Annotated in this window: 29 protein-coding genes and 2 pseudogenes; 11 read left to right on the top strand and 20 right to left on the bottom strand. The window is 55.6% G+C overall.

Translation table 11 applies throughout. The annotated features are described in order from the left end of the window. Positions 1–129: 129 nt before the first annotated feature. The gene (locus tag FJU30_RS16740) at positions 130–1,119 is read right to left on the bottom strand and encodes a FecR domain-containing protein (protein ID WP_150436125.1); all 990 of its coding nucleotides are present in this window, start codon (positions 1,117–1,119) and stop codon (positions 130–132) included. Positions 1,120–1,174: 55 nt separating this feature from the next. After that, positions 1,175–1,702, bottom strand: coding sequence for a sigma-70 family RNA polymerase sigma factor (locus FJU30_RS16735; RefSeq protein ID WP_150436124.1), 528 nt, complete (start codon positions 1,700–1,702; stop codon positions 1,175–1,177). Positions 1,703–2,441: 739 nt separating this feature from the next. Between FJU30_RS16735 and FJU30_RS16730 the strand changes: the two genes are divergently transcribed. Beyond that, positions 2,442–3,221 carry an acetoin reductase gene (locus FJU30_RS16730; RefSeq protein WP_150436123.1) on the top strand — a complete coding sequence of 260 codons (780 nt, stop codon included), beginning with the start codon at positions 2,442–2,444 and terminating at the stop codon, positions 3,219–3,221. 110 nt (positions 3,222–3,331) lie between these two features. Here FJU30_RS16730 and FJU30_RS16725 read toward each other — a convergent pair whose 3' ends face one another. Then, complete coding sequence (locus FJU30_RS16725) at positions 3,332–4,735, bottom strand: glycoside hydrolase family 30 protein (RefSeq protein WP_150436122.1); 1,404 nt, start codon at positions 4,733–4,735, stop codon at positions 3,332–3,334. A gap of 473 nt (positions 4,736–5,208) precedes the next feature. On the opposite strand from FJU30_RS16725, the gene gntK reads away from it, so the two are divergent. The 3 genes from gntK to edd all read left to right on the top strand — a co-directional run bounded on the left by gntK (position 5,209) and on the right by edd (position 9,156). Further along, positions 5,209–5,742, top strand: a complete 534-nt coding sequence (gene gntK / locus FJU30_RS16720; protein ID WP_150436121.1) for a gluconokinase — start codon at positions 5,209–5,211, stop codon at positions 5,740–5,742. A 6-nt stretch (positions 5,743–5,748) separates the two neighbouring features. Continuing rightward, positions 5,749–7,089, top strand: a complete 1,341-nt coding sequence (gene gntU / locus FJU30_RS16715; protein ID WP_150436120.1) for a gluconate transporter — start codon at positions 5,749–5,751, stop codon at positions 7,087–7,089. Between the two features lie 252 nt (positions 7,090–7,341). Beyond that, a complete protein-coding gene (edd, locus tag FJU30_RS16710) occupies positions 7,342–9,156 on the top strand; it encodes a phosphogluconate dehydratase (RefSeq protein WP_150436119.1) in 1,815 nt (604 codons plus the stop codon). A 33-nt stretch (positions 9,157–9,189) separates the two neighbouring features. On the opposite strand, the gene FJU30_RS16705 is transcribed toward edd, so the two are convergent. Continuing rightward, positions 9,190–9,744, bottom strand: a complete 555-nt coding sequence (locus tag FJU30_RS16705; RefSeq protein ID WP_150436118.1) for a helix-turn-helix domain-containing protein — start codon at positions 9,742–9,744, stop codon at positions 9,190–9,192. 174 nt (positions 9,745–9,918) lie between these two features. On the opposite strand from FJU30_RS16705, the gene FJU30_RS16700 reads away from it, so the two are divergent. Next, positions 9,919–10,443: a GNAT family N-acetyltransferase gene (locus FJU30_RS16700; RefSeq protein WP_223881618.1), complete on the top strand. Its 525-nt coding sequence runs from the start codon at positions 9,919–9,921 to the stop codon at positions 10,441–10,443. 118 nt (positions 10,444–10,561) lie between these two features. Here FJU30_RS16700 and FJU30_RS16695 read toward each other — a convergent pair whose 3' ends face one another. Further along, a complete protein-coding gene (locus FJU30_RS16695) occupies positions 10,562–11,077 on the bottom strand; it encodes a ClbS/DfsB family four-helix bundle protein (RefSeq protein ID WP_150436117.1) in 516 nt (171 codons plus the stop codon). 169 nt (positions 11,078–11,246) lie between these two features. Here FJU30_RS16695 and FJU30_RS16690 point away from each other — a divergent pair, with 169 nt between their 5' ends. The 3 genes from FJU30_RS16690 (at position 11,247) to FJU30_RS16680 (ending at position 14,340) form a co-directional block, all read left to right on the top strand. Continuing rightward, positions 11,247–11,828, top strand: a complete 582-nt coding sequence (locus tag FJU30_RS16690) for a TetR/AcrR family transcriptional regulator (RefSeq protein ID WP_150436116.1) — start codon at positions 11,247–11,249, stop codon at positions 11,826–11,828. Between the two features lie 223 nt (positions 11,829–12,051). Then, a complete protein-coding gene (locus FJU30_RS16685) occupies positions 12,052–13,218 on the top strand; it encodes an MFS transporter (protein ID WP_150436115.1) in 1,167 nt (388 codons plus the stop codon). A 312-nt stretch (positions 13,219–13,530) separates the two neighbouring features. Next, positions 13,531–14,340 (top strand): inositol monophosphatase family protein, encoded by an 810-nt coding sequence (locus FJU30_RS16680; protein WP_150436114.1) that lies wholly within the window; start codon positions 13,531–13,533, stop codon positions 14,338–14,340. An 88-nt stretch (positions 14,341–14,428) separates the two neighbouring features. Here FJU30_RS16680 and FJU30_RS16675 read toward each other — a convergent pair whose 3' ends face one another. Next, positions 14,429–14,728, bottom strand: coding sequence for a hypothetical protein (locus FJU30_RS16675; protein ID WP_223881617.1), 300 nt, complete (start codon positions 14,726–14,728; stop codon positions 14,429–14,431). Positions 14,729–15,110: 382 nt separating this feature from the next. Between FJU30_RS16675 and FJU30_RS16670 the strand changes: the two genes are divergently transcribed. After that, entirely contained in the window at positions 15,111–15,359 is a 249-nt protein-coding gene (locus FJU30_RS16670) for a glycine zipper domain-containing protein (RefSeq protein WP_150436113.1), read from the top strand. 351 nt (positions 15,360–15,710) lie between these two features. On the opposite strand, the gene FJU30_RS16665 is transcribed toward FJU30_RS16670, so the two are convergent. Continuing rightward, on the bottom strand, positions 15,711–16,631 hold the full coding sequence (locus FJU30_RS16665; protein WP_150436112.1) for a LysR family transcriptional regulator: 921 nt from the start codon (positions 16,629–16,631) through the stop codon (positions 15,711–15,713). Between the two features lie 91 nt (positions 16,632–16,722). Here FJU30_RS16665 and FJU30_RS16660 point away from each other — a divergent pair, with 91 nt between their 5' ends. Beyond that, a complete protein-coding gene (locus FJU30_RS16660; RefSeq protein ID WP_150436111.1) occupies positions 16,723–17,205 on the top strand; it encodes a GNAT family N-acetyltransferase in 483 nt (160 codons plus the stop codon). A 596-nt stretch (positions 17,206–17,801) separates the two neighbouring features. Here the strand turns inward: FJU30_RS16660 and FJU30_RS16655 are convergent. From FJU30_RS16655 to FJU30_RS16590, 13 genes and pseudogenes are all read right to left on the bottom strand, one after another. Continuing rightward, positions 17,802–18,248 (bottom strand): DUF7079 family protein, encoded by a 447-nt coding sequence (locus FJU30_RS16655; RefSeq protein WP_150436110.1) that lies wholly within the window; start codon positions 18,246–18,248, stop codon positions 17,802–17,804. A 549-nt stretch (positions 18,249–18,797) separates the two neighbouring features. Beyond that, the gene (locus tag FJU30_RS16650) at positions 18,798–19,127 is read right to left on the bottom strand and encodes a TA system toxin CbtA family protein (RefSeq protein ID WP_150436109.1); all 330 of its coding nucleotides are present in this window, start codon (positions 19,125–19,127) and stop codon (positions 18,798–18,800) included. A gap of 10 nt (positions 19,128–19,137) precedes the next feature. Beyond that, positions 19,138–19,524, bottom strand: coding sequence for a type IV toxin-antitoxin system YeeU family antitoxin (locus tag FJU30_RS16645; protein WP_150436108.1), 387 nt, complete (start codon positions 19,522–19,524; stop codon positions 19,138–19,140). 22 nt (positions 19,525–19,546) lie between these two features. Continuing rightward, the gene (locus FJU30_RS16640) at positions 19,547–19,768 is read right to left on the bottom strand and encodes a DUF987 domain-containing protein (RefSeq protein ID WP_150436107.1); all 222 of its coding nucleotides are present in this window, start codon (positions 19,766–19,768) and stop codon (positions 19,547–19,549) included. Positions 19,769–19,782: 14 nt separating this feature from the next. Continuing rightward, positions 19,783–20,262: a RadC family protein gene (gene radC, locus FJU30_RS16635; protein ID WP_150436106.1), complete on the bottom strand. Its 480-nt coding sequence runs from the start codon at positions 20,260–20,262 to the stop codon at positions 19,783–19,785. Between the two features lie 11 nt (positions 20,263–20,273). Continuing rightward, complete coding sequence (locus FJU30_RS16630) at positions 20,274–20,744, bottom strand: antirestriction protein (RefSeq protein ID WP_150436105.1); 471 nt, start codon at positions 20,742–20,744, stop codon at positions 20,274–20,276. Positions 20,745–21,013: 269 nt separating this feature from the next. After that, positions 21,014–21,832 carry a DUF932 domain-containing protein gene (locus tag FJU30_RS16620; RefSeq protein ID WP_150436103.1) on the bottom strand — a complete coding sequence of 273 codons (819 nt, stop codon included), beginning with the start codon at positions 21,830–21,832 and terminating at the stop codon, positions 21,014–21,016. Between the two features lie 97 nt (positions 21,833–21,929). Beyond that, complete coding sequence (locus tag FJU30_RS16615) at positions 21,930–22,163, bottom strand: DUF905 domain-containing protein (protein ID WP_150436102.1); 234 nt, start codon at positions 22,161–22,163, stop codon at positions 21,930–21,932. A 93-nt stretch (positions 22,164–22,256) separates the two neighbouring features. After that, positions 22,257–23,093, bottom strand: a complete 837-nt coding sequence (locus FJU30_RS16610) for a hypothetical protein (RefSeq protein WP_150436101.1) — start codon at positions 23,091–23,093, stop codon at positions 22,257–22,259. Between the two features lie 57 nt (positions 23,094–23,150). After that, positions 23,151–23,396 (bottom strand): hypothetical protein, encoded by a 246-nt coding sequence (locus FJU30_RS16605; protein WP_150436100.1) that lies wholly within the window; start codon positions 23,394–23,396, stop codon positions 23,151–23,153. Further along, positions 23,396–23,623: a hypothetical protein gene (locus FJU30_RS16600; protein WP_150436099.1), complete on the bottom strand. Its 228-nt coding sequence runs from the start codon at positions 23,621–23,623 to the stop codon at positions 23,396–23,398. The genes FJU30_RS16605 and FJU30_RS16600 overlap by 1 nt, the downstream gene beginning before the upstream one ends. Positions 23,624–23,695: 72 nt before the next feature. Beyond that, complete coding sequence (locus tag FJU30_RS16595; protein ID WP_150436098.1) at positions 23,696–24,103, bottom strand: hypothetical protein; 408 nt, start codon at positions 24,101–24,103, stop codon at positions 23,696–23,698. A gap of 212 nt (positions 24,104–24,315) precedes the next feature. Beyond that, a pseudogene (locus FJU30_RS16590) lies at positions 24,316–24,843 on the bottom strand (GTPase family protein); the annotation flags it as partial. Between the two features lie 70 nt (positions 24,844–24,913). Here FJU30_RS16590 and FJU30_RS16585 point away from each other — a divergent pair. Beyond that, positions 24,914–25,543: pseudogene (locus tag FJU30_RS16585) on the top strand (transposase); the annotation flags it as partial.

The following is a 25,543-nucleotide window of genomic DNA, read 5'->3' as shown; positions in this document are numbered from 1 at the left end:
TCGCTCTCCCTCCGGCCTCTGAATGGGCCGGGTGTCCGGAGTCTCCCCCGTCGCCGCCTTCCTGCACCTTGAAATCGGAGCGGTTTTAACTATGAATCGAACGAGGGGGGGAAAAGGGGAAGTCAAAACTCATAAATTTTTATTTTTTTTCTGTTCTACCGTTACCCACCAGGAAAAGCGGCGGTTGATACTGACCGGCAGCGCCTGTTCCAGCATCGCCAGCGCGCGATCGGTATCGTGCAGCGGCCAGGTGCCCATCACGCGCAGGTCGGCGACCGCCGGATCGCAGGCGAGGTGACCGCGCCGGTAGCGGGCGAGTTCGTGGATAAAATCGTCCAGCCGCAGGTTATCCGCCCGCAGCATGCCCTGGCGCCAGTCGGCGTCCTGGCTGAAGCTGGGCGTCGGCGATTGCGCGCCGTCACGGCCAAAGAACAGTTGACTGCCCGCCGGTACGCGCAGCGGATCGCCGGCGGCCGGCGTGACTTCAACGGCGCCTTCATAGACCACCAGACGGGTCAGCGCCGGCAACAGGCGGACGCTGAAACGCGTTCCCAGCGCCTGCATTTGCCCCTGCGGGCTGTCAATAAAGAAGGTGCGTAACGGATCGGCGGCGGTTTCAATCAACGCTTCGCCCAGCAACAGGCGCAGCCGGCGCTGGCCGGCGCTGTAGTCGGCATTCAGCGCGCTGGCGGTGTTCAGCCAGACGTGGGTGCCGTCGCTCAGCGTTAACGCTTTAACTTCGCCAGTCTTGCTCTGGTAATCGGCGCTTAGCGCCAGCAACTGATCGCCTGCCGGGGTGTGGCGCCAGGTGGCCCAGGCGAGGAGGGTGCCGGTGGTCAGCAGCGCCGCCAGTTTGAGCGCCCGGCGGCGCCCGGGTTCGGCTGCGGCCTGCGGGCGCAGGAGTACCTCAGCCACCGGCCGCGGCTGTACGTTTTCACGCAGCGGCCGGAAACGCTGGCTGACGTTTTCCACATAATGCCAGGCATGACGATGTTCGTCACTTTCCGCTAACCATTGCTGCCAGAGCTGATACTGCTCATCGTCCGGCACGGCGTCGGTCAGACGCGCATACCAGTTAGCGGCCTGTTGTAGTGCGGCAAAGCCGGGTTTAGCTGACATCGGCGCTTCCGCTCCTGTCGCAGGCAACGAAAAAAAGCACGGTAACATGAATGGATTACGACAGTACAGACTGTTCCGCTTCCAGCAGAATGCAATGCAGCATGGCTTGCGACATATAATTTTTGACAGAGCGCTCGGAAACCTGCAGCTCTTGCGCAATGCGGGCATAGGTCATGCCCTGTACCTGCGACATGATAAACGCGGCGCGCACGTTCTCCGGCAGACTCTGCAGCATGGCATCGACCAGATACAGCGTTTCGAGGATGATGTTATTGTGTTCGGCGGACAGGGCGGCTCTTTCCGGCTGGGCGGCGAGCGCCGTCAGCCAGGCGCGTTCGATTTCACGTCTGCGCCACAGATCGACGCACATGCCCTGCGCCATTACGCTGAGATAGGCGCGCGCGCCCGCGTGGCTGTCGAAACTGCGGGGTTTAACCAGCAGACGCAGAAAAACATCCTGCGCCAGATCGGCGGCATCGCAGATATTGCCCAGTCGTTTGCGTAATACCCCCTGCAGCCAGCCGTGGTGCTGGCGGTACAGCTGGCCTAAATCGGCCGGAGATAATGTATTCGCAGATGGCATGGCGGCGTATATCCAGGCAAAACGTAAAAAAATGTGATGAAGTGCAAATATTACGTGAGAATGATTTTTATTACAAACATAAAGTGGCGGTTTTATCACCAAAATAGAGTGCGCGGCGGCGAGTCGCCGGCTGCGTATCGCGTTGTCCGCTGCGGCGTGATGTAACCCGCCGATCGGGCGGATTGGCGCCAGCGGCGGGCGCGTTCACGTAACTAAAGAGGGCGGCGGAATGATCGCGGCCGGCTATTGCATCGGAACATCCATTAACCGTCCTTCAGTGAATTTTGCTGCCACGCGCTTGCGCAAAAAATCCTCATCCCCGAGTGTCTCCGAAAATTCGCCCTAAGTGAAGAAGATTATCCCGGCATCGGGCATTATTGGGGTCGCCGGTTCGGCGCTGCGAATAACCTTCCGCCGCCGATGCGCCGCGTTTTTTCACCCGTGCTTTCATTAGCTCTGGACATCACTGCGGCAGGCCGTTCTGCGGAATGATGGCCGGATCAGCGCGCCTTTTTCTGAGGCGGGGAAGCGTATACGTCGGGAAATAATAATTTACTTATTGATTGTATGGCTATTTATCTCTCTCTGCCGCAGAGCGCCTCGCACCGGCGTTATGCTATCTCCTTGCGCGATAATGAGGGTGATAATTATTTTTATTATCAAAAAGTGGTTGCTTTTCTTATCGATGGCGAGAGATAACAGGGTATCTGCTATATCAACCGTCAATAAGGGGATAGATATGTCTTTAGCGGGCAAAGTTGCACTGGTTACCGGTGCCGGACAAGGTATCGGCCGTGCTATCGCGCTGCGTCTGGCGCAGGATGGGGCCGATGTGGCATTAGTCGATCTGAAGGATGATAAGATCGAGCAGGTTGCCGCCGAGATTCGTGCGCTAAACAGAAAAAGCGTCACGTTCAAGGCGGATGTCAGCCAGCGTGACGAAGTTTTCGCCGCCGTGGCTTTTGCGGAAAAAGAGCTGGGCGGTTTCGATATTATCGTCAATAACGCCGGTATCAGCCAGACTAAAAGCCTGCTGACCGTAACCCAGGAAGAGATCGAGCGGATCTTCAGAATTAACCTGCAGGGAACGGTGTGGGGGATCCAGGCGGCGGCCAGCAAGCTGCGCGAGCGTAAACAGAAGGGCAAAATCATCAATGCCTCATCGATTGCCGGTCACGAAGGTTTCGCTCTGCTGGGGATTTATTCGGCCACTAAATTTGCCGTGCGGGCGGTGACCCAGGCCGCGGCTAAAGAACTGGCCAGCGACGGTATTACCGTTAACGCCTATTGCCCGGGCGTGGTGGGCACCGACATGTGGGTAGAGATCGACAAACGCATGGCGGAAGAAACCGGCGCGCCGGTCGGCGCCACTTATAAGAAGTATGTTGAAGGCATTGCGCTGGGCCGGGCGGAGACGCCGGAAGACGTGGCTAATTTTGTCTCCTTCCTTGCCGGCTCCGATTCCGATTATATGACCGGGCAGGCGCCGCTGATTGACGGCGGGCTGCTGTACCGTTAACCGGGCGCGGAGGCTGTGCTTACGCGCGGCCTCCGACGCTGCCTTATGCAATGCTATTTATCGGTCACCTCAGGCCATCTCGTTCGGGGTGGCCCTGCGTTGCAGATTTCTTACGGCGCGACGACAAAACTGCTGATGGTCATCATGGGCAGTTTGACTTTAAACATCTGGTCGTTGAGTTTATAGCGCATCTCTTTTTCCGAATAGCTTGGGTTGGCCGAAACGATCACCAGCTCGCCGTTCGGGTTTTTAAACGCCAGCGTACTTTCATCATTTTGGATATCCAGCACCTCGGCGCCCGGTTTTAATAATGCGCTAAAGTGTTTGAGGATATAATACTCAAAGTTGTATTTAACCGTGGTCTGCATTCTGTCAACGGAGATCAACGAATTCTGTTTCCAGCCCCATGTGCTGTTGCCGCTGGCATCCAGGATCATATTCCAGTAAACATAGGCGCTGGCGCCATTATCAAGATAGGTCTTTATCAGACTGAAGGTATAAAAGCCGGAGAAGATATCGTTCTCGCCTTTACCGCATTCCGATTCGGTTTGCACGATTTTGACCTGCGGATAGCGCTTATGCGTTTCCGCAATGGCGTATTTACCGTCCCACTGATAGCCGATACCGCCAATTTTATTTTTTAACGCCGGATCTTCCAGCGTGGGTTCGGCATACGATTTATAATCGCCGTAATTGATGGTGCCGAGCCAGGCCTGGGCGCTCTGTTTATCTTTTTCAAACTGCGGGATCAGATAATCGCGCAGGAAAGTACGCATCTCCTCGCCGCTCCATAAGCTCGACGGGAAGTCCTGGCAGGCGGCCGGCTCATTCTGCAGGTGCAAAGCGTCGATCTTGACGCCTTCCTGCTGATAAGCCGAGATAAATTTTGATAGGTACAGCGCGTAGACCCGTTGGTTTTCCGGTTGCCAAATCAGGTGGGCATCGGCCTTATTGCCGCGGCAGCCGTAGTGCTGGTTCGCCTTCATCCAGGCGGGCGGCGTCCAGGGCGACGCCATGAAGTCCATGTCCGGTTTATATTTCATAGCGGCTTTGATGTAGGGCAGAAGGTATTTTTTATCCCGTTCGATGGAAAAGTTTTTCATGGCGTAATCGCCGGCGCTATCGTTGAGCGAGTAATAATCCATGGAAAAGTCATTCGCGCCAATCGGAATGCGTCCAATATTCAGATTCAGCCCGTCGCTGGAAAACAGCGATTTGATGATCGCCTGTTTTTTTTCTTCCGGCAGCGCGGAGATGGCGTCCCAGCCTTTTTCATTAAACGCGCCGCCAAAGCCGTCAAATTTCTGGCGCGTTTTCTCTGCATCGATATTAATGACCCGGTAATCGCTGCCGTCGAATTTTTCCCATTTCAACGCGGGCATATTTTCCCAGTTAATAATATCGTTTTTTTGTTCATTAAATCCTGACTGTATCCACGCGACGTTATTGGCCATGACGGCGGCCGGCGTTAATAAGGCGAAGATAAGGAGCAGATTGAGCGGATGTTTTCTCATTGTTTTTTCCTTCTGATAAATGAACCCAATAAATTTCGGCGGCGCCGTTATCCCGCTTGCTGATATCAGCGCTATTTTTGGGCAAAAAAAAACCTAAGTGCACAACGAACGCTGTTCGCTATGCGCTTAGGTTTTGCCTGATCCCGAAGGTCGGTAACAATCCGCACGACACTTGTATGCCCGGCGCGTCTGAATTTCAAGCCGGTGCGTAAGAATTGTGATCGGTCTCGATTAATTCGCTACAGCGCCGTCCGCCGTCAGTCGGAACCGCGCCGCCCGTTTTTTTCCATAGCACGCAGAGTGAGCTATACCTGGTAAAAAGGCTATTATTTGAACTTCGTCACAAGTTCTGTGTGGAATTGATCAATTCCATTGCCTTTTCTTTTTGCCAGAACGAACATTGTTACCGGTAACAATGTTCGTTCTGACCCATCTGACTGGAGAGCCGGGCGTAAGCTGGCGTGTATTGATCAATGAATACTGAACAGAAAAAAGCACACCACGTTTTTATTTTGATGGGCGTATCCGGCAGCGGCAAGTCCGCTCTGGCCAGCGCCATTGCGGCGCAACTGGGCGCAGCCTGTCTTGATGGCGACTTCCTTCACCCGCGCGCCAACATCAGCAAAATGGCTGCCGGTCATGCCCTCAACGATGAGGATCGCGCGCCGTGGCTGCAGGCGCTGAACGACGCCATTTTCGCCATGCAGCGTACCAACGCGATATCGCTGCTGGTTTGCTCCGCGCTGAAGGAGTCCTATCGCGATAAGCTGCGCGCCGGCAATCAGAACGTGTCGTTTATCTACCTGAAAGGCAGTTTCGAAGTGATTGAACAGCGCCTGAAGGCGCGCAAGGGACACTTCTTCAAACCGCAGATGCTGGTTACCCAGTTTGAAACGCTGCAGGAGCCGGGAGAACAGGAAACGGATGTCTATACCGTTGATATCAAACAGCCGTTGGACGGCGTAGTGGCGGATGCCGTGAAGATTATTCAGCGGATCATAGGATAAATCATAATGAGCACGCCGACATTAGTGTTAACCGCGGTTGGTTCAGTCCTGCTGCTGCTGTTTCTGGTGATGAAAGCGCGGATGCATGCCTTTGTCGCTTTGCTGCTGGTCTCCGTCGGGACAGGTCTGTTTTCCGGAATGCCGCTGACGGATATCGCCGCCACGATGGAAAAAGGCATGGGCGGCACGCTCGGTTTTCTCGCCGTCGTCGTCGCACTGGGCTCCATGTTCGGCCGTATCCTGCATGAAACCGGCGCGCTCGATCAAATCGCCCGGCGCATGGTCGGCTGGTTCGGCGAAAGTCGGGCTTATCTGGCCATGGGGATTGTCGGCTTGATCTGCGCGCTGCCGCTATTCTTTGAAGTGGCTATAATGTTGCTGATCGGTATGGTGTTTGCCGTCGCCCGCCGCACCGATGGCAACCTGGTGAAGCTGTTGATCCCGCTGTTCGCCGGGGTGGCCGCGGCGGCGGCGTTTTTACTACCGGGGCCGACGCCGATGCTGCTGGCTTCGCAGATGCATGCCGATTTCGGCTGGATGATCGCCATCGGCCTCGCGGCCGCCATTCCCGCCATGCTGGTGGCCGGGCCGCTGTTTGGTCGTTTCATCAGTCAGTATGTTACGATCCCTGTCCCGCAGAGCGAAATGAGCGAGCCGGAACTGAGCGGCGACGTCATGCCGTCATTCGGCTTTAGCGTCGCGCTGGTGCTGTTTCCGCTGGTGCTGGTGGGACTGAAAACCATCGGCACGCTATTCGTGCAACAAGGTTCCACGCTGTATGACTGGATGGAACTGATTGGTCACCCGTTTATTTCTATTCTGCTGGCCTGCCTGCTGGCGATTTACGGGCTTGCCTGGCGCCAGGGCATGAGCAAAGAGCGGGTGATGGAAGTCTGTTCCGCCGCGCTGCAGCCGGCCGGCATTATCCTGCTGGTGACCGGAGCCGGCGGCGTATTTAAACAGGTGCTGGTCGACTCCGGCGTCGGTCCGGCGCTGGGTAATGCGCTGATCGACACCGGATTGCCCGTTGCGCTGGCCTGTTTTGTGCTGGCTGCCGCCATTCGTATTATTCAGGGTTCGGCGACCGTGGCCTGTCTGACGACGGTCGGCCTGATTATGCCCGTGGTCGAGGTTCTAAACTTCGATAGCGCGCAGAGAGCCGCGCTGTCCGTTTGCATTGGCGGGGGCGCGATTGTGTTCAGCCACGTGAACGATGCCGGTTTCTGGCTGTTTGGCAAGCTGACCGGCGCAACGGAATTACAGACGTTGAAAACATGGACGGTTATGGAAACCATTCTTGGCACCACCGGCGCGCTGGTCGGCATGATCGCCTTCGCTCTGCTGTGAGCACTATTGTGAATATCCGTCATCTTTCAGGCTGCTGGCGCGCAGGTCGCGCTCAGTTATTAGGTCCATTGCGGCGCCCGGCTCCGACGGGCCCGGCAAATGAGACGTCCGGCGCGCCGATCTGGGCCGATGAGGCCGGATCGGCTCGCTCGCCATTTTCCCGCATTCCGAATGCCTGTTGGATATAGTTGATTGATTTAAAATAAAAAACGTCAATGTCGTGCGGCATGTGTCGTGTAAGGAAGGTATAGTATGAATCCCACCGTATCGCGTATTACTCAGCGTATAATTGAACGCTCTCGCCAAACGCGCGGCAGCTATCTTGAACGTATCAACGCCGCCTGTGGCCAGACCGTGCACCGTTCTCAACTGGCGTGCGGCAACCTGGCGCATGGCTTCGCCGCCTGTCAGCCCGACGATAAAGCCGCCCTGATGAACATGCTGCATAACGATATTGCGATTGTGACGTCGTATAACGATATGCTGTCGGCCCACCAGCCTTACGAAACCTATCCGCAAAGGCTCAAACAGGCGCTTCATCGGGTCGGCGCCGTCGGGCAGGTGGCGGCCGGCGTGCCGGCGATGTGCGACGGCGTAACCCAGGGGCAGGACGGTATGGAACTGTCGCTGATGAGCCGCGAAGTTATCGCCATGTCGGCCGCGGTGGGGCTATCGCACAATATGTTCGACGGCGCGCTCTATCTGGGCATCTGCGATAAGATTGTGCCCGGGCTGGTGATGGCCGCGCTGTCGTTCGGTCATCTGCCGGCGATCTTTGTGCCCGCCGGTCCAATGCCGAGCGGCCTGCCGAATAAAGAGAAGGTGCGCATTCGCCAACTGTACGCGGAAGGCAAACTTGACCGCCACGCCCTGCTGGAGTCGGAAGCCGCCTCCTATCACAGCGCCGGTACCTGTACTTTTTACGGCACCGCCAACTCCAATCAGATGGTGGTAGAGGTGATGGGGCTGCATTTACCTGGCGCGTCCTTTGTTCAGCCGGGTACGGCGCTGCGCGACGCCCTGACCGATGCGGCCGCCAGCCAAATCACCCGCCTGACGGAGAATTCCGATAACTTCATGCCTGTCGGCAGACTGGTGGATGAGAAAGTGGTAGTGAACGGCATTGTGGCGCTGCTGGCCACCGGCGGCTCCACCAACCACACCATGCACCTGGTCGCGATGGCGCGCGCGGCGGGCATCCTTATTAACTGGGATGACTTTTCCGAACTGTCCGACATCGTGCCCCAGCTGTGCCGTATCTACCCTAACGGCCCGGCCGATATTAACTATTTCCAGGCCGCCGGCGGCGTGGCGGTGCTGATGCGCGAACTGCTGAAAGGCGGGCTGGTGCACGAAGATGTCAATACCGTGGCCGGCTTTGGTCTGAGTCGTTACACCCATGAGCCGTGGCTGGATAACGGCAAACTGAGCTGGCGTGAAGGGCCGAAGGCGTCGCTGGACGATAGCGTGATCGCCAGCATCGAAAAACCCTTTGCTCACCACGGCGGCACCAAAGTACTGACCGGCAATCTGGGCCGCGCGGTGATGAAAACGTCGGCGGTGCCGGTTGAGAATCAGGTAATTGAAGCGCCGGCGGTGGTTTTTCATAGCCAGCACGATGTCGGCCCGGCATTCGACGCCGGCAAGCTGGATCGCGACTGCGTGATCGTGGTGCGTTACCAGGGACCGTGCGCCAACGGTATGCCGGAACTGCATAAACTGATGCCGCCGCTGGGCGTGCTGCTGGATCGCGGCTATAAAGTGGCGCTGGTGACCGACGGTCGTTTGTCGGGCGCGTCCGGCAAGGTGCCGTCGGCGATTCATGTCACGCCGGAAGCCTATACCGGCGGCGTGCTGGCTAAACTGCGCGACGGCGATATGGTGCGCGTCAACGGCCAGACCGGGGAGCTGAGCGTGCTGATTGACGATGCGGAGCTGGCCGCGCGGACGGTGGAGAAACCGGATCTTTCCGCGCAGCGCATCGGCTGCGGACGGGAATTATTCGGCGCTCTGCGTGAACAGCTGTCGGGCGCAGAACAGGGCGCGACCTGCATTTCGTTCGACTAATCTCGTCCGCCTGACGCGCTGTTGCTCCGCGCGTCAGGCGCCGGTGATCACCAGCAGATAGCGGCACACATCGTCCGTGCGGTTGCTGAAGGTGACCGGCTGGTTGACGTCGAAATTCAGGCAGTCGCCGGGCGACAGGGTAAAATGCTCATCGCCGTAGTCGAGCTGCAGGCTGCCCTCAATTAACCATAGCCGCTGTTGATACACGTTGTTGCTCCAGCGCGGGTAGCTGATGCGCGTTTGCCCCGGCAGGCTGATTTCCACCATCTCCAGCCCGCTGTCGGCCTCTCTCTCCGTCACCTGGCGGCGGATATAGCCCAATTCCGGATCGCGCCAGGTTTCTTGCTCGTGGCGCTGCCGCAGGCGTTGCGCCGGTTCGACGGGGCCGGTCAGCAACTGCGTTACCGGCACCCCCAGTCCCGCGGCCAGCCGCCCCAGCAGCGTGGCGCTGGGGCTGCTTTCACGCCGCTCGATTTTGGAAATCATCGCCTTACTGACGCCCGACAGACGCGCCAGTTGCTCAATGCTGAGATTTTTTTCCCGTCGCAGCTGATTAATCTGTTCGGCGATGATGTCATCGATTGACATGTGCAAACCTCTTTGTTTAATTTAGTGGAATAAAGTCCACTATAGTGAATGTTAGCGGTGGATTTCAAGAGGCGGGCAGGCGGCCGGCGGAGCATTTTCTGCCGTTTTGCCGGCTCAGTGACCGGGACGGATCAATACCGTCGTCATCCGGCCGATGACAGAGATAAACGAAGAATGATGAAACAGGTAAATTGTACTGAACAGCGTCACGCCGCGCAGATTCTGGCGATTTTTAATGAGGCCATTCTGAATTCCACCGCGCTGTATGACTATCACGCCCGGACGGATGACGATATGCGGGCCTGGTTTGCGGCGAAGAGTAAAAATAATTTGCCGGTGTTCGGCATCGAAGATGAGCAGGGCAACCTGCTGGGCTTCGCCACTTACGGGGCATTTCGCGATCGGCCCGCGAATAAGTATTCGATTGAGCACTCTATCTATGTACACAAAGACGCCAGAGGGCAGGGCATTGGCCGCCGCTTGCTGAATGAACTGATCGAGAGCGCGAAAGCGCAGGGATTCCATACGTTGATCGGCGGCATTGATGCGGAAAACCACGTAAGTATCGTCATGCATGAAAAGGCGGGCTTCCGGCATGCCGGCACGATTGCCCAGGCCGCGTTCAAATTCGATCGCTGGCTGGATCTGGCGTTCTACCAGTTGATTCTGGATACGCCGCAGAACCCGGTGGCGGACTAACGCCGGTCGGGGGCCGCAGCAAACCCTCTGCCCGTTCAGGCGGAGGCTGCGGCGACAAGAGCGGGCAGGTCGGCCGGCAGGTTTCTTGTTGCGTCGTCGCGAGTGGCGCCCGCCGGACTTACAGCCGGATCGATTTGCCCTTCGCCCACTTACGCAGACGGGCGCGCGCGTTGGCGTAGGGCGATGCGGTGTTGAACTGGATCATGCGGCCGAGCGTCCATTTGTCATACCAGGCTCTGCCGTACAGCGTGGGGTCGTCGCTGCTTGCTATAAATTGCACGATGCGCCGCTTCGCCTGCTCCAGCCGTTCGAGACGCTGCGCCCAGTCTAGCCCGGCGTAATCCGCATAAAATTTTTGCGCCAGCTGGCCGAGCTGGTTCCATTTGAACCCGGTTTCCGGAAAATCAATCGGCTGGCCCGACTGATGATGCTCCAGCCATTTCAGCACCAGCTCATTCCAGCCGATCAGGTAAGCGATAAGATCGGCGGGGCTGATGAGCGTTCCCTTCGCATGCCCTTCCAGCGAGATTTCATTAACCGCCGATGCGGGCAGCGCGCGCACATCGCGCAGCAGCCGGACATAGTTCTGATCAATGGCCGTTAACAGCTCTGCCTGAGTTTGTGGAATCGCCATTTTTTCTCCCTGTGTGGTGCGGACTGATCCTGATACGGTCAGTCTAATGCCGACGACGCCGGCAGACCAGCGGCGCTATAAAACAATAATTGACCATTCGTTAAAGAATGGCCTATGCTAACGAACATGGCGCGCGGTGAAGGCGCGCTGAACGACAAGCGGAGAGGCGATGGGCGGCAGACCGAGAGAGTTTGATGAGACGGCGGTACTGGATGCGGCGATGAACGTGTTCTGGTCCAACGGCTATGCCGGCAGCTCGGCGCAGGCGCTGGTGGATGAAACCGGGCTGGGGCGCGGCAGTTTGTATAACGCGTTCGGCAGCAAGGAAAATCTGTATCACCAGGCGCTGCAGCGCTATCAGGCGCTCGGCTTACAGACGCAGACGCAGATTCTGGAGGGCGAGGGAAGCGTGCGTGCGCGGCTGCGCGCGCTGCTCGAATGGGGCATCGAGAGCGATCTTGACCCGGAGCAACGGCGCAGCTGTATGGCGCTGAGCGCCGCGCTGGAGCGCGCAGGCAAGGACCCGGAGGTGGCGCGCATTACCCGCCGTTACGTAATGAAGCTGGAACAGGCGCTGTGCCATGTTTTTGCCCTGGGGCAGCGCAGCGGCGAACTGGATGGCGCACAGTCCGCCCTGGTATGCGCCAGAGCCTTTCTGAGCAGCTATTACGGACTGCGTATTCTCGGCCAGTCTATGCCGGATCGCGCTTTTTTGCAGGACGTGGTGGAAGGGATCCTGAGCCGGCTCTGAACGGCCGGCCACGCGGTATTGTTGATTCGCGTCTCGCGGCCGAACGAGGGGAAAGGAGAACGGCGCAGCAACCGCGCCGCATGGTTCTGACGCCGTATACCGTTCGTTCAGGATCAAATTGACTCGCCCGGGTATATTCCGCGCCTTATCCGGTCAGGCGCGGCGTATCGCGGTCTTTTTTTTGTTGGTTAGTTTAATGATCGTTACAAAATAGGGGGAAGTTATGCCGCTGGTCGTTTATATTCTCGCTCTCACGATTTTTTCTCTGACCACCTCCGAATTTATGGTGGCCGGTATGATGCCGGCGCTGTCCGATGCGCTGGACGCTTCACTGACGCAGATCGGTCGGTTGATCTCGCTGTACGCCGCCGGAATGGTCGTGGGGGGGCCGCTGTTGACGCTGACGCTGTTGCGGCTGCGCGTGTCGAATAAAAAGGCGTTGCTGTGGCTGCTGTCCGGCTACGCGCTGGCGCAGTCGGTTGCGGCCATGTCGGGTAGCTATCCGCTGATGGCGGCCGCGCGCGTAGTGACCGGCGTTGTCGGCTCGGCCTGCTTCGGCGTCGCGCTGGCGATTTGCGCCGAGCTGGTTAGCCCCGGCGAACGCGGGCGCGCCGCATCGGTGGTGGTCGGCGGCCTGATGCTGTCGGCGGTATTCGGCGTGCCGATGGCCTCGCTGATGGAACAGTATGCCGGCTGGCGCGCCAGCTTCTGGCTAATTGTTGTGCTGACGCTGGCGTGCGCGCTGATCATCGCGCTCCTGGTGCCGGCGCGTGCGTCGTCGTCGACCGGGCGGGTGGCCGACGAACTGGCGCAGTTTAGCAACCGTCACCTGTGGGCGGCCTATGCCAGCAGCGGGCTGATTATCGGCGCGACTTTCGCCGCATTCAGCTATTTTATCCCGATTCTGACCGGCGTCAGCGGCTTCAGCCCTTCGGCTATGCCGTGGCTGTTTGCGCTATACGGCCTGGCGAATGTGGCGGGCAATATGCTGTGCGGCCGTTACGCCGACCGATATACCCTGCCGATCCTGGCCGGCGGGCTGTCTGTATTGACTCTGGCATTGCTGCTGTTTGCTCTGTTTGCCTATCAGCCGGGCATAAGCCTGGCGATGGTGGTCGTTATCGGACTGACCGGCGTTTCGCTCAATCCGGCGATGATTGCTCGCGTGATGAAAACGGCGCATCCGGGCGCGCTGGTCAATACGCTGCACACGTCGGTGATTAATATCGGCCTGGGGCTGGGCGCGTTTATCGGCGGGCTGGGCATTGAACGCTGGGGGCTGACCTTTCCCCTCTGGATCGGCGCGTTGCTGGCGCTAGTCGGCTTGCTCAGCCTGGTTCCGTATCTGAAGCCGGTTTCGTCCGGCGGGCGCCCGGCCTGGCGGGAATAATGACGCGATGCCGCGTGGATAAACCGGCTCGCGTCGCCGTCATATCCGTGTCATTAACCTCTCATCAGCGTGACACGCGCGCTGTTTACCCTGTACGGCAGTGGATCTGTCGCGTCGCGCTGAGTTCCGGCTGATGCGGGGGCCGCTGCCATCGGGCGGGGTACACTGGCGTCAGCAGTCGGCAGACGCGCGCGACAGCGGCCACGTTAGGGCGCCTCCAGCGATGGAGCCGGCGAGTCTGGGACGACCCTCAACCATGTCTAACTGGCGGGACGCGGCAGCGGCGGGTTCCGCATTAATGAAGCGGATAACATGACTGACTTTTTTTCTCATAGCGTAAGCGAACGGCTACAGCAGGCCGTTGAACTGATTGGTCAGGCGGGGAAGATGGCGCTGAGGGCCTTTCAGCAAATATCCCCTGAGCAGATCCAGTATAAAGGGCCGCAGGATTTTCTTACCCAGACCGATACCGAGATCGAAATCTACCTTAAACAGCAGCTGCGGCAGCATTTCCCCATGGATGAGGTGCTGGGAGAAGAAACCGGCGGGGAGCTGAGCGACAGCATGTGGGTGCTGGACCCGATTGACGGTACCGCTAATTTTGCTCGCGGTATTCCTCATTTTTGTCTGGCGCTGGCTTATCTGCTGCAGGGTAAAACCCAGTTCGGCATTATTCTCGATCCCTGCCACCAGGATCTCTATATCGCGCAGCTCGGACGCGGTGCGACCCTGAACGGTCGGCCTGTCCGTGTATCCGCCACCGAAACCTTTTCCGTCGCCAGTCTGGAACTGGGCTGGAGCGCGCGGATAGCGAACGCCCGCTATCTTTCGCTGCTCGATGGATTGATGCGCGCCGGAGGCAACGTGCGACGCGGCGCCTGCGGGGCGCTGGGACTGGCCTGGGTGGCGACCGGGCGTACCGACGCTTATCTCGAACTGCACATGAATCCATGGGATTGCCTGGCCGGCATGCTGCTGGTGAGTGAAGCCGGCGGTGCGATCAATGATTACCTGGCGGCGGGCGGACTGGAGCGCGGCGGTAAGGTAGTGGTCAGCAATCGGGCGCTGGCCGGGCAGATCGGTCATATTGCCGATGTCCCGCTGAAAATATCGCACGACTGAGCGCCTTTGCGCCAGCGGGAGGCCGGCGCTGCCCTATGCGGCGTTCCGCCTGTGCCGCAGGGTATCCGGCAGGCCGCCGCGCAATCTATTAGCGATAAAATTCATCCTGATGCTGAAAACGATATTCCTGGGTAATCACGCCGTGGCCGCAGGACGCCGCTTTGCGGTCGATAACGTGGACATTGGCGTGCGGGGGCACATTGCCGATTAACGCGCTCATGGCGTTGAATACCTCGCGCTGATACTGCGCTTTTTGTTGTTTGCTGCAGGTCTCGGCGACGATGGTTACCTCGACGCGAAAGGAACGTTGCACCCCATTCGGCCAGACTGCGTCCGTCGATAAACCCGTCGTTTTCCGGCTGATGGCGTACGATAACCATCGTTTCATGCTTATTTTTGCTGAGAATCGGGCTGGTCAGATCCGTAACGGCCAATGCACATTTTTTGCCGGGCGCCGCGTTTTTTCGCCAGACCGCGTTAGCGCTATCCCCGGCGTAGCTGCCCCCCTTAACGTTAATATCGATAGCCAACAACAGATTCCTTATGCGGTGTGCCACAGAGAAGCGACAATCGGGTGACGGCGTCTCAACGCCGGATTCCGTCGCCGTGCACGCGGTATGTCTGACACCCGTCTGAGGCCGCTGAGCCCGCCGTCGGGGCCGCGCCATGCGGGCGCCGGTTATTTTGTAATAAAAGCGCAACCGGCCGAACATTCTTTCCAACCTTTGCTACGCTTAATCTTGTTCTTTGCAATTGGCTGAGGAGTAAACATGTTCGGAAAAGCAGAAGATAAAGTAAAGGAAGCGGCGGGTGCCGCTCAGGAATCTTACGGTGAGGCGACGGACTCTCCCGAGCATCAAATTAAAGGCGCCGCCAGGAAATATGCCTCTCAGGCCAGCTATGCCGCGCGCGATGCCGCCGACGTAGTAAAAAGCAAGGTGGAATCGAACCCGCTGGCCGGGGTCGCTGTCGCAACCGCCGTCGGTATTGTGGTCGGCTTCCTGCTGGGCCGTAAATAACGCCTGTCCGGCGCACCGATCGTCGCCAGGGCCCGCAATGCGGGTCCTTTTTTATTGCTAACTGAAAACCACGTCTTACATTCTACGGGCGTGGTTAGCGACAGGTTTTGGCTCTGCCTTGTCGTCTTTGGATTTAAATATGACAGGACTGGCAGAGACTTTTTTAGGGTTTTGGTTCGCCCTTTTAGGACGCAACCAATGCCGCCTTCTATGAAGGTGGACCTTTACCTTAGCCTGCGTCTGGCCGGACGCAGGCCGCTTCTCCCGTCGGGGCGGCGCCTGATTCTTCAGTGGTTGCCCTGTTTCTGCTGCGATATGGTCGCTCTTCCGTGCAGATCGCCGGCGGCGGGTTCACGGCGTCAGTCGACACAGCAAGTTTTTGATCCAGCTATGGGCTTCCGGTCGGTTACTTCTGCGGTGGCTATAGATCTTGACGCGCCAGGAGGGTACCGCGAAAGGAAGGGGATGAATGCGCAGGGGCAATATTTTGCTAAACAGTCGGGCCACGTTTTCTGGCATTGTCATCAGCATGGCGGAGCGGGCGACGACAAAGGGCGCACTCATCATTGACGGCGTTTTGAGTACGATGCGGCGCTGATGGCCGAGTTTATCCAGCGCGTAATCGATAACGCCGCGCGGCTCATTCCACGGCGTGACCACCAGATGCCTGGCCTGCAAATAACGCGCGAGCGTCAGGGGCGTGTCGGCCGGATAATCCGCCGCGGAAATCACCACATAACGGTCTTCAAGCCAGTCGATCTCTTCAATTTCCCGGCTGCCGGGATGATGGATTTCGCTGAACCCCAGTGCGAAATCGATCTTGCCCGCCAGCAGCTCATTAATCGCCACCTTTTGTTGAGCATAGATCAGATTAAATTTGATATTGGGCGCAAGCGTTTCTATTTTTTCCATCAGCGAGGGAAAAAGAGTAAATGCCGTGTAATCGGTGATGGAAAAGGTAAAACTGTCGCTGCTGTTGGCCGGATCGAAACGCGGGCGACGTTCCAGCCCCGCCGACAGCTGCGCCAGACTACTGGCAACAGGTCCTGCTATCTGTTCGGCAAATACCGTTGGCTGCATGGTATTGCCCACGCGAAAAAATAGCTCATCCGCAAAGGTGCCGCGCAGGCGAATCAGGGCGTGGCTGACCGCCGAGGCGCTCATCGCCAGCTCCTGAGCGGTTGCCGCCACCGAGCGGTTTCGATAGACGCTGTTAAAGATCACCAACAAATTTAAATCGATACGGCGCAAATCCAGATGCATATTGTTCATCAACCAATGTGAAAAATGCAGTTCATACAGTATTTTTTATCGGATAGCATAATCCACCTCAAGCATGAACGTTGTTAATTATGGAAAAAAAATGAAGATAGATATTTATCCGGCCAGCAAATCAGATGCGGGCGTTATATTGGATCTTATTATTGAACTGGCGGAATATGAAAAGGCCCGGCATGAGGTCGCCGCATCGCTACAGGATATTGAAGACTCCCTGTTTGGTCCGGATGCCAAAGCGGAGACGCTGATTTGCAGCATAGACGGGCAGGCGGTCGGCTATGCGATTTTCTTCACCAGCTACTCCACCTGGTTGGGTAAAAACGGCATTTATTTAGAAGACTTATATATCGCGCAAAAATTCCGTCACGCCGGCGCCGGCAAAGCGCTGCTCGGGCATATCGCCCGGCTCGCGCGGGAAAGGAAATGCGGCCGACTGGAATGGAGCGTGCTCGACTGGAACCAGCCCGCCATCGACTTCTACCGCAGTATTGGCGCCTTGCCGCAGGAAGAGTGGGTACGCTATCGTCTGGACGATCAGGGCATTGAAAAATTCGCGACAGCGCAATAAACGCGGCGCGTGATTTTGCGCTGGGGGAATCTAATTTTTCAACGTAACATCATGATAAATAATTTCTAATTCAGACTTTGTTTGTAAGACTAAACGTGAGCCTGCGAATAAGATCAACGCTGTTATATGATGGGGAGCACCACCACAGTTGGCTATTCCCTCTATGGATATTTATTGTTCAATTAATTTGCAATGGCGCAATAAAAAGATTTTATAAAAAACTGTCCAGCCTCTTCACCTGAGAGTTTTATGATTAATAATCAATATATTAATGGGTGATGAGTTAGTGAACAGGTGAACAGGTGAACAGGTGAACAGGTGAACAGGTGACGAGTTACTCATCACCTTTCCTGTGAATAACAACGATAAAACCGGCCCGAGCCAGTTTTATCGTTGCTGGTGTCTATCAGGCATATCGTATTCTGGCAGCCAGCAGGCATAGAGTTGATAGCGTTAATGATAATGTGTCGGGTCAGGCTGTGTCCCGCAATTCATTTTCGCTGACTGACGATGAGAGAAATGCATTAATGTTTGTTTGTTTGTTTGTTTGTTTGTTTGTTTGTTTGTTTGTTTGTTTGATCTGCTTTTGTGTATTTTTACTGCTGACCCTTGTCAGGGGTGTGCGATTTTACATCGGTTAGGTAATTGTGGGACACAGCCTGGTCTTTATCCAGTTCGCTCGATAGTCGGGATAATTCGCTTTGAATGTTTTTACGCCTTTTTTTAATTAGAGACTTCCGCGGGAGTATTTTTTCTAGAATTGTTGGTTTTTTATGCAAATGGCGAAGCACCAATTCTTTTACTTCTTCGGGTTCCCAGCCATCCATAACCGGAGTAGGGTTGAATAGCAGATTTCCCAGTAAAGCGGGCGCCACTTCGTTATCAATTATCTGAAAAATGGTTTCCCTGGATAAACCAGATTCTTTCAGCACCTTGACCATCCATTGATAGTCATAGTCCTGTAACTCACGCGCAGTGAAAAGATCGGACAAGGCATGCCATACCAGCACTCGTTTTGACAATTCGTGATCGCTTAGTTTCATGCACAGATTTTCCCTTTAAGGCACCGTATAAATTGTTCCATATAACATTTTTGTGCTTGCTGCAGCCAGTACTCCACCTATCAACGCTGCGACGCTGACGCATATCGGAGCGGTGGCGTCGCAAACGCCATAGCCGCAACACCTGCTCCAGCAGCCGATTCCCTGGCAATCCCTGCCGTGGCGACAGCGCCCTGATGACGTGTTTCCGTTGCTTTATCTTCATCTTCAGCCTGGAAAATGTCATAAGTGTAAGCATACAGGTAGAACTGTATTGACGAACGCGAACTATTCAGCAGGCAGGATGACGCGACATGGATGCAGTCGCTGACACGTCGTTGCAGTCGTCGCGACGCTGGGGGAGTCTGAATTGGTTGCGTAACTTGTTGTTTAATTTTTTGTAATCTTCAATTCAATTTTCAATTTGGTCCCATTATTGGTCCTAAAAGAAAATGTCAGGTTTTTTGCAGGGGAGGGGAGGTTACAGTAGAAGTCTCTTCGTCTGTGAGATTAGCATTTTGCTTTCCTTTAGTCTGCTCTGTATTTAGGCGTTTATTTCACATTAGTTTTTAGCAAGCCGGTAGAGCGCCTTGCTCGCAGAATATCCACTATGGAAATATAGGGGGTTTGTTCTTGCCACGAAAATCCCTTTTGGTCGATACGGACAAGCCCGTATTTTTCGACAAGAAAGTTCACCGCATCGCTGAGCGATACTCCAGCATCAATATGTTCTCGTATGGTGGTTTCATTACTGAACGGTGTGTCATTCAACGTCAGGCCATAGTGCTGCGATAACAGATGAGTCAGCAGCCGTTGCCAGGTTTCAACGGGTGACAGATTGGGCTGAGTCGCCCGTGTCGGGTGTGATGATAAGGTTTGCATGATGTTTGCTCTATGAGTTTAAGAGATAAGCGTAGAGTTGATGGGGTTCATGCTGGTCGGGATAAATAGCGATGTAGACATAGCCACAGGAGCCGAGTGTGTCAGCTTCGCAAGTCAGTCTATTGTGATATAGCGTGATGCGGTGATGATAGCGGGAGGTGAGCTCACCGGAAACGAGCATCAACTCCAGCTGTTTAAGCAATACCGGAAACGCCTGGTCGAGATGACGTAAATCCTCATTGTTGAATGTTCCGGTGATACTTGCCCGGTCAGCCAGATAATGCAGCCGGTTGCCTTCCTGTACCAGCCGTGCGCCAAGACACGGCGTGACGGTGGGTTTAAGTCCCCACCAGGGTTCGGCAATATCATGGTTTGCTACAGGTGTTGTGTTCTGCATTTAAGTAATCCTTAACTGTGCGTTAATTCAGGGTAACGCTGCGCAATACGACATACGGGTCATTGCGGTCCTGGCGACGCTCCGCGAAGACCGCGAGCACTCCGCTGATATCCTGGACCTCACGTCCAGCGTAGTGGCAGATACTGCCGGACCATGTGTATTTACCCGTGCAGAAGGGAAATAACCGGGACTGCGGATGCTGGCGGTATATCGCCATTGCCTGACGTTTGCTGATGATTTTCATCGCTATTTCTCTCCTCAAATCCAGCCTCTCTCAGAAAACGAAACTATTTCCATGCCGCCGACCACCAGGTGATCCAGCAGACGGATATCCACCAGGTCCAGCGCCTGCTGAATACGCGTGGTGATCTGACGATCGGCCTTGCTGGGTTCGGCAAGCCCTGACGGGTGGCAATGGGCGACAATGACAGCGGCGCAGTTGTATTTCAGACCGGTCTTCACCACTTCGCGGGGATGGACATGCGTATGGTTGATGGTGCCGGTAAAGAGCGTTTCGTGGGCTATCAGGCGATGCTGGTTATCGAGGAAGAGTGCGGTAAACTCTTCGCGCTCCAGTGACGCGAGCTGCAGACGCAACCAGTCACGTACTGAGCTACTGGAGGTAAATGCCACGCCAGGTTCGCGTAGCTGGCACGCCAGCAGGGTTAAGGCTTCCCTGATGGTTTGCTGGTCAGCAGGGGCTAATTCACGTGCAAACAGCGGTAACTGTTGTTCCATCGTCTTATCCCTCAGCCGATGATGTGCATGATGGCACCACGTTCCGCGTGGTTCAGCGCATAGTCGCGCAGGCGGTAGTAGTGCTCCGTCATGGCGTCGCATTCGGTACGGCAGGCGTGGTGGCTGTATGCCATCAGACAGACGGCTATTCCGGCAGCTTCGGTACTGAGTTCACCGCCGTTGCCGTTCATAGTGTTGAACAGCGACCACGACTCACTGTTCTCCGCGTCCGGGGCCATAAACGCCCCGCCGTTGCTGAGAGTATAAAAATTCCAGATACCGCCGTTGTAGTCTGCGCAGAAGCGGTCCATCCACGTGAAGATGGTCGGCTCAAGGATTATCCACTGCGGTATGCTGCCGAAGTGCTGCCGCCAGAAGCCCACACGTTGCTCATCAGGTACGAGCGTGGCGTTAATCTGATGTTGCGCTGCAAGCGGAACGCTTTCTTCCGGGGTGAAGAGTGGCAGAGTGTTGCGGGTCATGTTGTTTTTCCTTGTTCATTCATTAAGTTGGGGAGACCGGTTTAACCTGAGTGACGGGCAGGATTGCGCATAGCCGTATTCATCACAGTGTGAGGGCCAGCGGTCGTCGGTGAGGCTTAACCGGCAGAGGCTGAGTTCGCCGGGGCGGTAGAGCAGATGGGGGCACCACGCGCACAGGTCGTCATCAGAGATGGCGCGGCAGCCTGGCTGGTTCGCCAGAGATACCGGATATATTCCGGCCTGGCGGGCGTCCGCAGGAACATACCGCATCAGCTCAGAGCCTGCTGCATCTGTTCCGCCATCACCCATAAAGCCCGGTTGAGCTTAATGTCGCCATCAATTCCGTTAACCGCGCGGGTGTGGCTGCGTTTGCCCTTCGCGGTACGCCCGGGCAGACCACCTTTCAGCAGGTTTTCCTGGCAACGATTGAAGACCGACCACAGGTCGTTCTGGCGATCTTCATAGCGTCTCGGCGTCAGTATCTGGGATGCCGTTACCGGCTGGTGCTCTTCACCAAAGCGGTACGTCAGCGCCGCTCTGGCAAACGCCTGCTGTGCCGGTGGAGGGAGTAGCAGCGATTGCATCGCATCCCGCTTCTCTTCAACCCGGTCAAATATCCCCAGCACCTCATAAGCCCCTTCAATGACTTTCTCCACCACATTGCCCTTGTGCGGCACGCGCACCTCACCAAAGGTTTCGCCACAGACGAGCCCATTCTGGCAGACAAAGCGAAACAATCCCGGCAGCATCTGGTATGAGCTGGAGCCGTCGTGACTGTTAAGCAGGATGATTTCGGGGACCTGTTTACCGGTGATTTGCCCCTCACGCCGAAGACGCAGCATGTGCTTTGTGTGGTCGCGTTTATTCAGGTCGCGCACGCGTGTCTGGCAGGCAAAGAACGGCTGGAAACCTTCCCGCTGTAGGTTATCCAGCAGGGTGATGGTCGGAATGTACGTGTAACGCTCGCTGCGGGATTCATGTTTTTCTTCGCAGAAGACGCTGGGCACGTAGTGCGCCAGTTCATCGCGGGTTAACGGACGGTCGCGGCGGATCTGGTTTATCCGCCCGAAGCGGCTTGCTAAGCGCATGGTGAGTACCTCTGTAGTTAATGAAACGGCATAAACAAAAAAGCCATGCATCCCGAAGGGAACACGGCCGGTTGGTGTGGTCGGGGCCTGAGGTGAGTCAGGGTTGGGATATTCTGTGGCTGGCGATGTAGAGGTTAAGCCATTCCCCGGCGCTGGCTTCAAAACTCCACGCTCGCCAGATCAACTGCCCCTCGCTGTCCCGAATCACCAGCCGAAAATGTGTACCCTGGTCGTCTTCGATAGCAACATTGAGGTAAACCGCCACCACAGCCTCTGCCTGTTCACGGGTGAACGAACCGGGAGGTAACGGTGAGTCGTCAATGCTTTGCATGGTGAGTTCCTTAGCAGGCACAAAAACAAACGCCCTGCTCATTCGAGCGGGGCGTTTGCGGGTTTAATGAGAGTATCAGGAGCAGTACGTGAATCAGTGATTTTCGAGAGTGAGGGTTTTCGCCTTACCATTGATATAGCGGATATTCAGCGTTGTGACGCCAGCTTTTACGGAGGGTTTCAGGTCTGCAATTTCATCGCATCCCACTCCGGTGATTTCCCGGATTTCAGGGGGTTCACGGGTTTTGCTGACGACATACCAGTTACCGGCAGGGCAGGCAATACCGCCGTCCTGCTTCAGCAGGGCGAGGAACGGCGAATCAATAAGCTGAGTATATAATCCAGCCTCGTCAGCACCGTTAATCAGCGTATCTTTCCCTTTACCGCCGCAGTTACGGCAAAAGAGACTGTCGTCCTGTGAACGCAGAATCTGGGCTGTATAAGCCGGTGCTTCATTATCCAGCGAGAAGATATTACGATCTCCGTTCTTCCAGATAACGCTGAGCAGCGTGAAGCCATTTTTCTCTGTTACCGATACACTTCTGGCGCTGCTCAGGTTTGAGCGGTCATTATCGAACTGAATGCTGCTGATGGCAGGCGTTGTCGCGAGTTTATCAATGTAGAAAAAATCAGGCGTCTGATTCGCAGCCGCTCCCGGGGCACTGTCAGACATCAGAATGGCATAGCGGCTCGTATCCTGGATTTTGCTGTAGCTGGCGGTCTTTACTTTATATCCCTGGGGGTAATCCGCCAGAAAAAAACTGTCCTTTTTCTCCGGCCCGCAAAGGTGGCAGACCATATGCCCTTTGCTGTCGGTTGTCAGACGGGGAAGATTGTCAGCCGGAGTGGCGGCAGCCGGTTGGGTAAACATCAGGTACAGGGACGCTATCACCAGTCCGGTGACGCGGATGATTTTTTGTCTGTTAATCATAAAGTTGTCCGTAAATGTTTATAAAGAATAGCGTTGTCTGGCGGAAAGAGAACCTTCTCATTCCGCCATGCATTCAGCAGCAGCCTGACCGGTGTAAGCAATAAAATCAGGCGAGGTAAAAATTTGGGGGGTATTCCCCCAGTCCTGACCGTAACGCTGAACGAGTTTCTCCCAGGCACAGTCACACAGGGCGGTATCACCCTGAGCGGTACATTCGCGCATAAAGGCACGTTTTCCCCCGGGCTCATCACACGCGGTTAACAGCAGGAGGGAGGCAAGAAAAAGCCCTTTGTGTTTCATCATCACGATTTACGCATAAACAAACCGAGGATGAGCAGGAACACGATGATGATTATCCAGATGAGCCCGCCGATAATGCTGCCGAGTGAAGGGAACCAGAATGCAGGCCATACCAGCCCCTGTCCGATGGCATAAGCCAGGCCACGCCATGCCTGAGTCCCCCATACAGCCTGATAAATGGCCGTGATAAGAGCCAGCACACAATAGATACTGATAATAAAAGGTTTCATTCATGACTCCATTTGAACAATAAATAGCGCTGGTGGCGGGAGAGGAAACGGCTGTTGATAAGTGGGGCTGATTTAGTCACTGACGGTGAAGGTGCCCTGGTCGGTGAATATCCGGGCCTCCAGGAAATTACACGAGATACCGGACTGCCAGAGTGGATTTCCGAAACGCCAGGTCAGACTCTCGGCAAACTGCATTTTGCGGGGGGTAAACGTACCTTTATTGGGCCACCATCCTTCCGGGGTGGTCTTCCCGTTATACGTTGACTTTCCCTGTTTTAGTTGCGGGCAACGCCCCCGGTTAACATCAATTTTGTCTATCTGAATGTTGTCTGTTCTGGCGGTCACGGTGACATAAACGCAGTCATGGCATTCGTAGCCACTTTTCTCGATATTGACTTTTATAGCGTCCTCATCAGCCGCCTGAGCGGGCATCGCGGCCAGTACAGCAAGGGTGGCGAACGCGATAAGAACAGTTTTCATGACACTTTCTCCGTATGTGACAAATCCTGCGATATATCGCATTGATTTTTAATGGATAAATAACATAACCCTATGATTCCCGGTTGATTATGTAATCACGGGATTCATCAGGTACAGCGATGAATTTCGATCGGCTCGATCGACAAAATCGATCGTCATTGAGCAAAAAAACTTATCGATACACGTCTTCAGGTTTATCGAAAATGAAGAGGTTAACTGAAGAAAAATCCCCAGAGGGAGCCTGCTGCACGGGCGACGGTGTGGGTCACCGCATGCAGTGCTGTGCGGGCCACCTGCGGCAGCGGTGCGAGGTCAATGATGTTATCAATCACCTCTACCACGGCATCGCCAAAGCTGCAGCTGGCGGTATTGATAACGGTATCAGTGCGATACCGGTTCTGCAGATGAGGCACAAGTGGACTGCGGGCTTGCTTTGGGAGGCGGGTAATCATGGCCTCCACCAGGCGCGACAGCCGGTAACGCCCCCGGACAGAAACAGGCAGAATATCTATTTCTGCTATCTGCAACTGAAGTGCCACAGCCTGCTGTTTCTGCGCAATACGCTCCGCCTGTAACGCCGAGGGCTGAGCCGACAACCATCGCCACTGCTCGGCGGGTTCGGTTTTGTCCACTTGGTTGAGTATCCACAGCACTGGCGGCAGCGGTCCACTGAACTGCGCGAAGACGTCCTGATAAAACTGCTCTTCCACCGCAAATGCGCGGTCATCGGCCTTGAGCACGGTAATCCCCCCGAAAAAGCAGAGTATTCATAAGTAGAATTTTCTCGTAATCTAAACGCAGGAGATTCTTATGAAAAAATCACGTTTTACCGACAGCCAGATCATCGCCATCCTCAGGCAGGCCGAAGCCGGAACACCCGTGCCTGAACTGTGCCGCGAGCATGGCATCAGCAGCGCCAGTTTTTACAAGTGGCGGACTAAATTCGGCGGGATGGATGCGTCCCTCATGACCCGTCTGAAAGCGCTGGAAGACGAAAACCGTCGCCTCAAAAAGATGTACGCGGAAGAACGGCTTAAAGCTGAAATTATTCAGGAAGCCATGCAAAAAAAGGGGTAAAGCCATCTCAGCGTCGGCAGATGGCAAAAGCAGCCGTGGAAAACAGGCATATCAGTATTCGTTTTGCCTGTCAGATATTTTCAGTCAGTGAAAGTTGTTACCGCTATACGCCGAAACTTGATGAGGAAAATCAGCAGATTGCAGAGTGGTTATTGTGTATTACCGACAGCCAACGAAACTGGGGTTTTGGTCTGTGCTATCTGTACCTCCGCAATGTGAAGGGGTTCGGCTGGAATCATAAAAGGGTTTACCGGATTTACTGTGAGCTTTCGCTGAACCTGCGCATTAAGCCGAAGAAAAGGCTGAAACGGGAAGAGCCGGAACCGTTAAGGGCACCGGAGCGAAGTAATGAAAGCTGGTCGA

The sequence above is a fragment of the Affinibrenneria salicis genome (assembly GCF_008710095.1).
The sequence above is the reverse complement of the archived record's forward strand: the minus strand, read 5'-3'. Positions and strand labels throughout refer to the sequence as shown.

Excerpts from the sequence above, each read along its gene's own strand:
- FJU30_RS16740 (WP_150436125.1), bottom strand. The coding sequence starts at position 1,119 with ATGTCAGCTAAACCCGGCTTTGCCGCACTACAACAGGCCGCTAACTGG.
- FJU30_RS16735 (WP_150436124.1), bottom strand. The coding sequence starts at position 1,702 with ATGCCATCTGCGAATACATTATCTCCGGCCGATTTAGGCCAGCTGTAC.
- FJU30_RS16730 (WP_150436123.1), top strand. The coding sequence starts at position 2,442 with ATGTCTTTAGCGGGCAAAGTTGCACTGGTTACCGGTGCCGGACAAGGT.
- FJU30_RS16725 (WP_150436122.1), bottom strand. The coding sequence starts at position 4,735 with ATGAGAAAACATCCGCTCAATCTGCTCCTTATCTTCGCCTTATTAACG.
- gntK (WP_150436121.1), top strand. The coding sequence starts at position 5,209 with ATGAATACTGAACAGAAAAAAGCACACCACGTTTTTATTTTGATGGGC.
- gntU (WP_150436120.1), top strand. The coding sequence starts at position 5,749 with ATGAGCACGCCGACATTAGTGTTAACCGCGGTTGGTTCAGTCCTGCTG.
- edd (WP_150436119.1), top strand. The coding sequence starts at position 7,342 with ATGAATCCCACCGTATCGCGTATTACTCAGCGTATAATTGAACGCTCT.
- FJU30_RS16705 (WP_150436118.1), bottom strand. The coding sequence starts at position 9,744 with ATGTCAATCGATGACATCATCGCCGAACAGATTAATCAGCTGCGACGG.
- FJU30_RS16700 (WP_223881618.1), top strand. The coding sequence starts at position 9,919 with ATGATGAAACAGGTAAATTGTACTGAACAGCGTCACGCCGCGCAGATT.
- FJU30_RS16695 (WP_150436117.1), bottom strand. The coding sequence starts at position 11,077 with ATGGCGATTCCACAAACTCAGGCAGAGCTGTTAACGGCCATTGATCAG.
- FJU30_RS16690 (WP_150436116.1), top strand. The coding sequence starts at position 11,247 with ATGGGCGGCAGACCGAGAGAGTTTGATGAGACGGCGGTACTGGATGCG.
- FJU30_RS16685 (WP_150436115.1), top strand. The coding sequence starts at position 12,052 with ATGCCGCTGGTCGTTTATATTCTCGCTCTCACGATTTTTTCTCTGACC.
- FJU30_RS16680 (WP_150436114.1), top strand. The coding sequence starts at position 13,531 with ATGACTGACTTTTTTTCTCATAGCGTAAGCGAACGGCTACAGCAGGCC.
- FJU30_RS16675 (WP_223881617.1), bottom strand. The coding sequence starts at position 14,728 with ATGAAACGATGGTTATCGTACGCCATCAGCCGGAAAACGACGGGTTTA.
- FJU30_RS16670 (WP_150436113.1), top strand. The coding sequence starts at position 15,111 with ATGTTCGGAAAAGCAGAAGATAAAGTAAAGGAAGCGGCGGGTGCCGCT.
- FJU30_RS16665 (WP_150436112.1), bottom strand. The coding sequence starts at position 16,631 with ATGAACAATATGCATCTGGATTTGCGCCGTATCGATTTAAATTTGTTG.
- FJU30_RS16660 (WP_150436111.1), top strand. The coding sequence starts at position 16,723 with ATGAAGATAGATATTTATCCGGCCAGCAAATCAGATGCGGGCGTTATA.
- FJU30_RS16655 (WP_150436110.1), bottom strand. The coding sequence starts at position 18,248 with ATGAAACTAAGCGATCACGAATTGTCAAAACGAGTGCTGGTATGGCAT.
- FJU30_RS16650 (WP_150436109.1), bottom strand. The coding sequence starts at position 19,127 with ATGCAAACCTTATCATCACACCCGACACGGGCGACTCAGCCCAATCTG.
- FJU30_RS16645 (WP_150436108.1), bottom strand. The coding sequence starts at position 19,524 with ATGCAGAACACAACACCTGTAGCAAACCATGATATTGCCGAACCCTGG.
- FJU30_RS16640 (WP_150436107.1), bottom strand. The coding sequence starts at position 19,768 with ATGAAAATCATCAGCAAACGTCAGGCAATGGCGATATACCGCCAGCAT.
- radC (WP_150436106.1), bottom strand. The coding sequence starts at position 20,262 with ATGGAACAACAGTTACCGCTGTTTGCACGTGAATTAGCCCCTGCTGAC.
- FJU30_RS16630 (WP_150436105.1), bottom strand. The coding sequence starts at position 20,744 with ATGACCCGCAACACTCTGCCACTCTTCACCCCGGAAGAAAGCGTTCCG.
- FJU30_RS16620 (WP_150436103.1), bottom strand. The coding sequence starts at position 21,832 with ATGCGCTTAGCAAGCCGCTTCGGGCGGATAAACCAGATCCGCCGCGAC.
- FJU30_RS16615 (WP_150436102.1), bottom strand. The coding sequence starts at position 22,163 with ATGCAAAGCATTGACGACTCACCGTTACCTCCCGGTTCGTTCACCCGT.
- FJU30_RS16610 (WP_150436101.1), bottom strand. The coding sequence starts at position 23,093 with ATGATTAACAGACAAAAAATCATCCGCGTCACCGGACTGGTGATAGCG.
- FJU30_RS16605 (WP_150436100.1), bottom strand. The coding sequence starts at position 23,396 with ATGATGAAACACAAAGGGCTTTTTCTTGCCTCCCTCCTGCTGTTAACC.
- FJU30_RS16600 (WP_150436099.1), bottom strand. The coding sequence starts at position 23,623 with ATGAAACCTTTTATTATCAGTATCTATTGTGTGCTGGCTCTTATCACG.
- FJU30_RS16595 (WP_150436098.1), bottom strand. The coding sequence starts at position 24,103 with ATGAAAACTGTTCTTATCGCGTTCGCCACCCTTGCTGTACTGGCCGCG.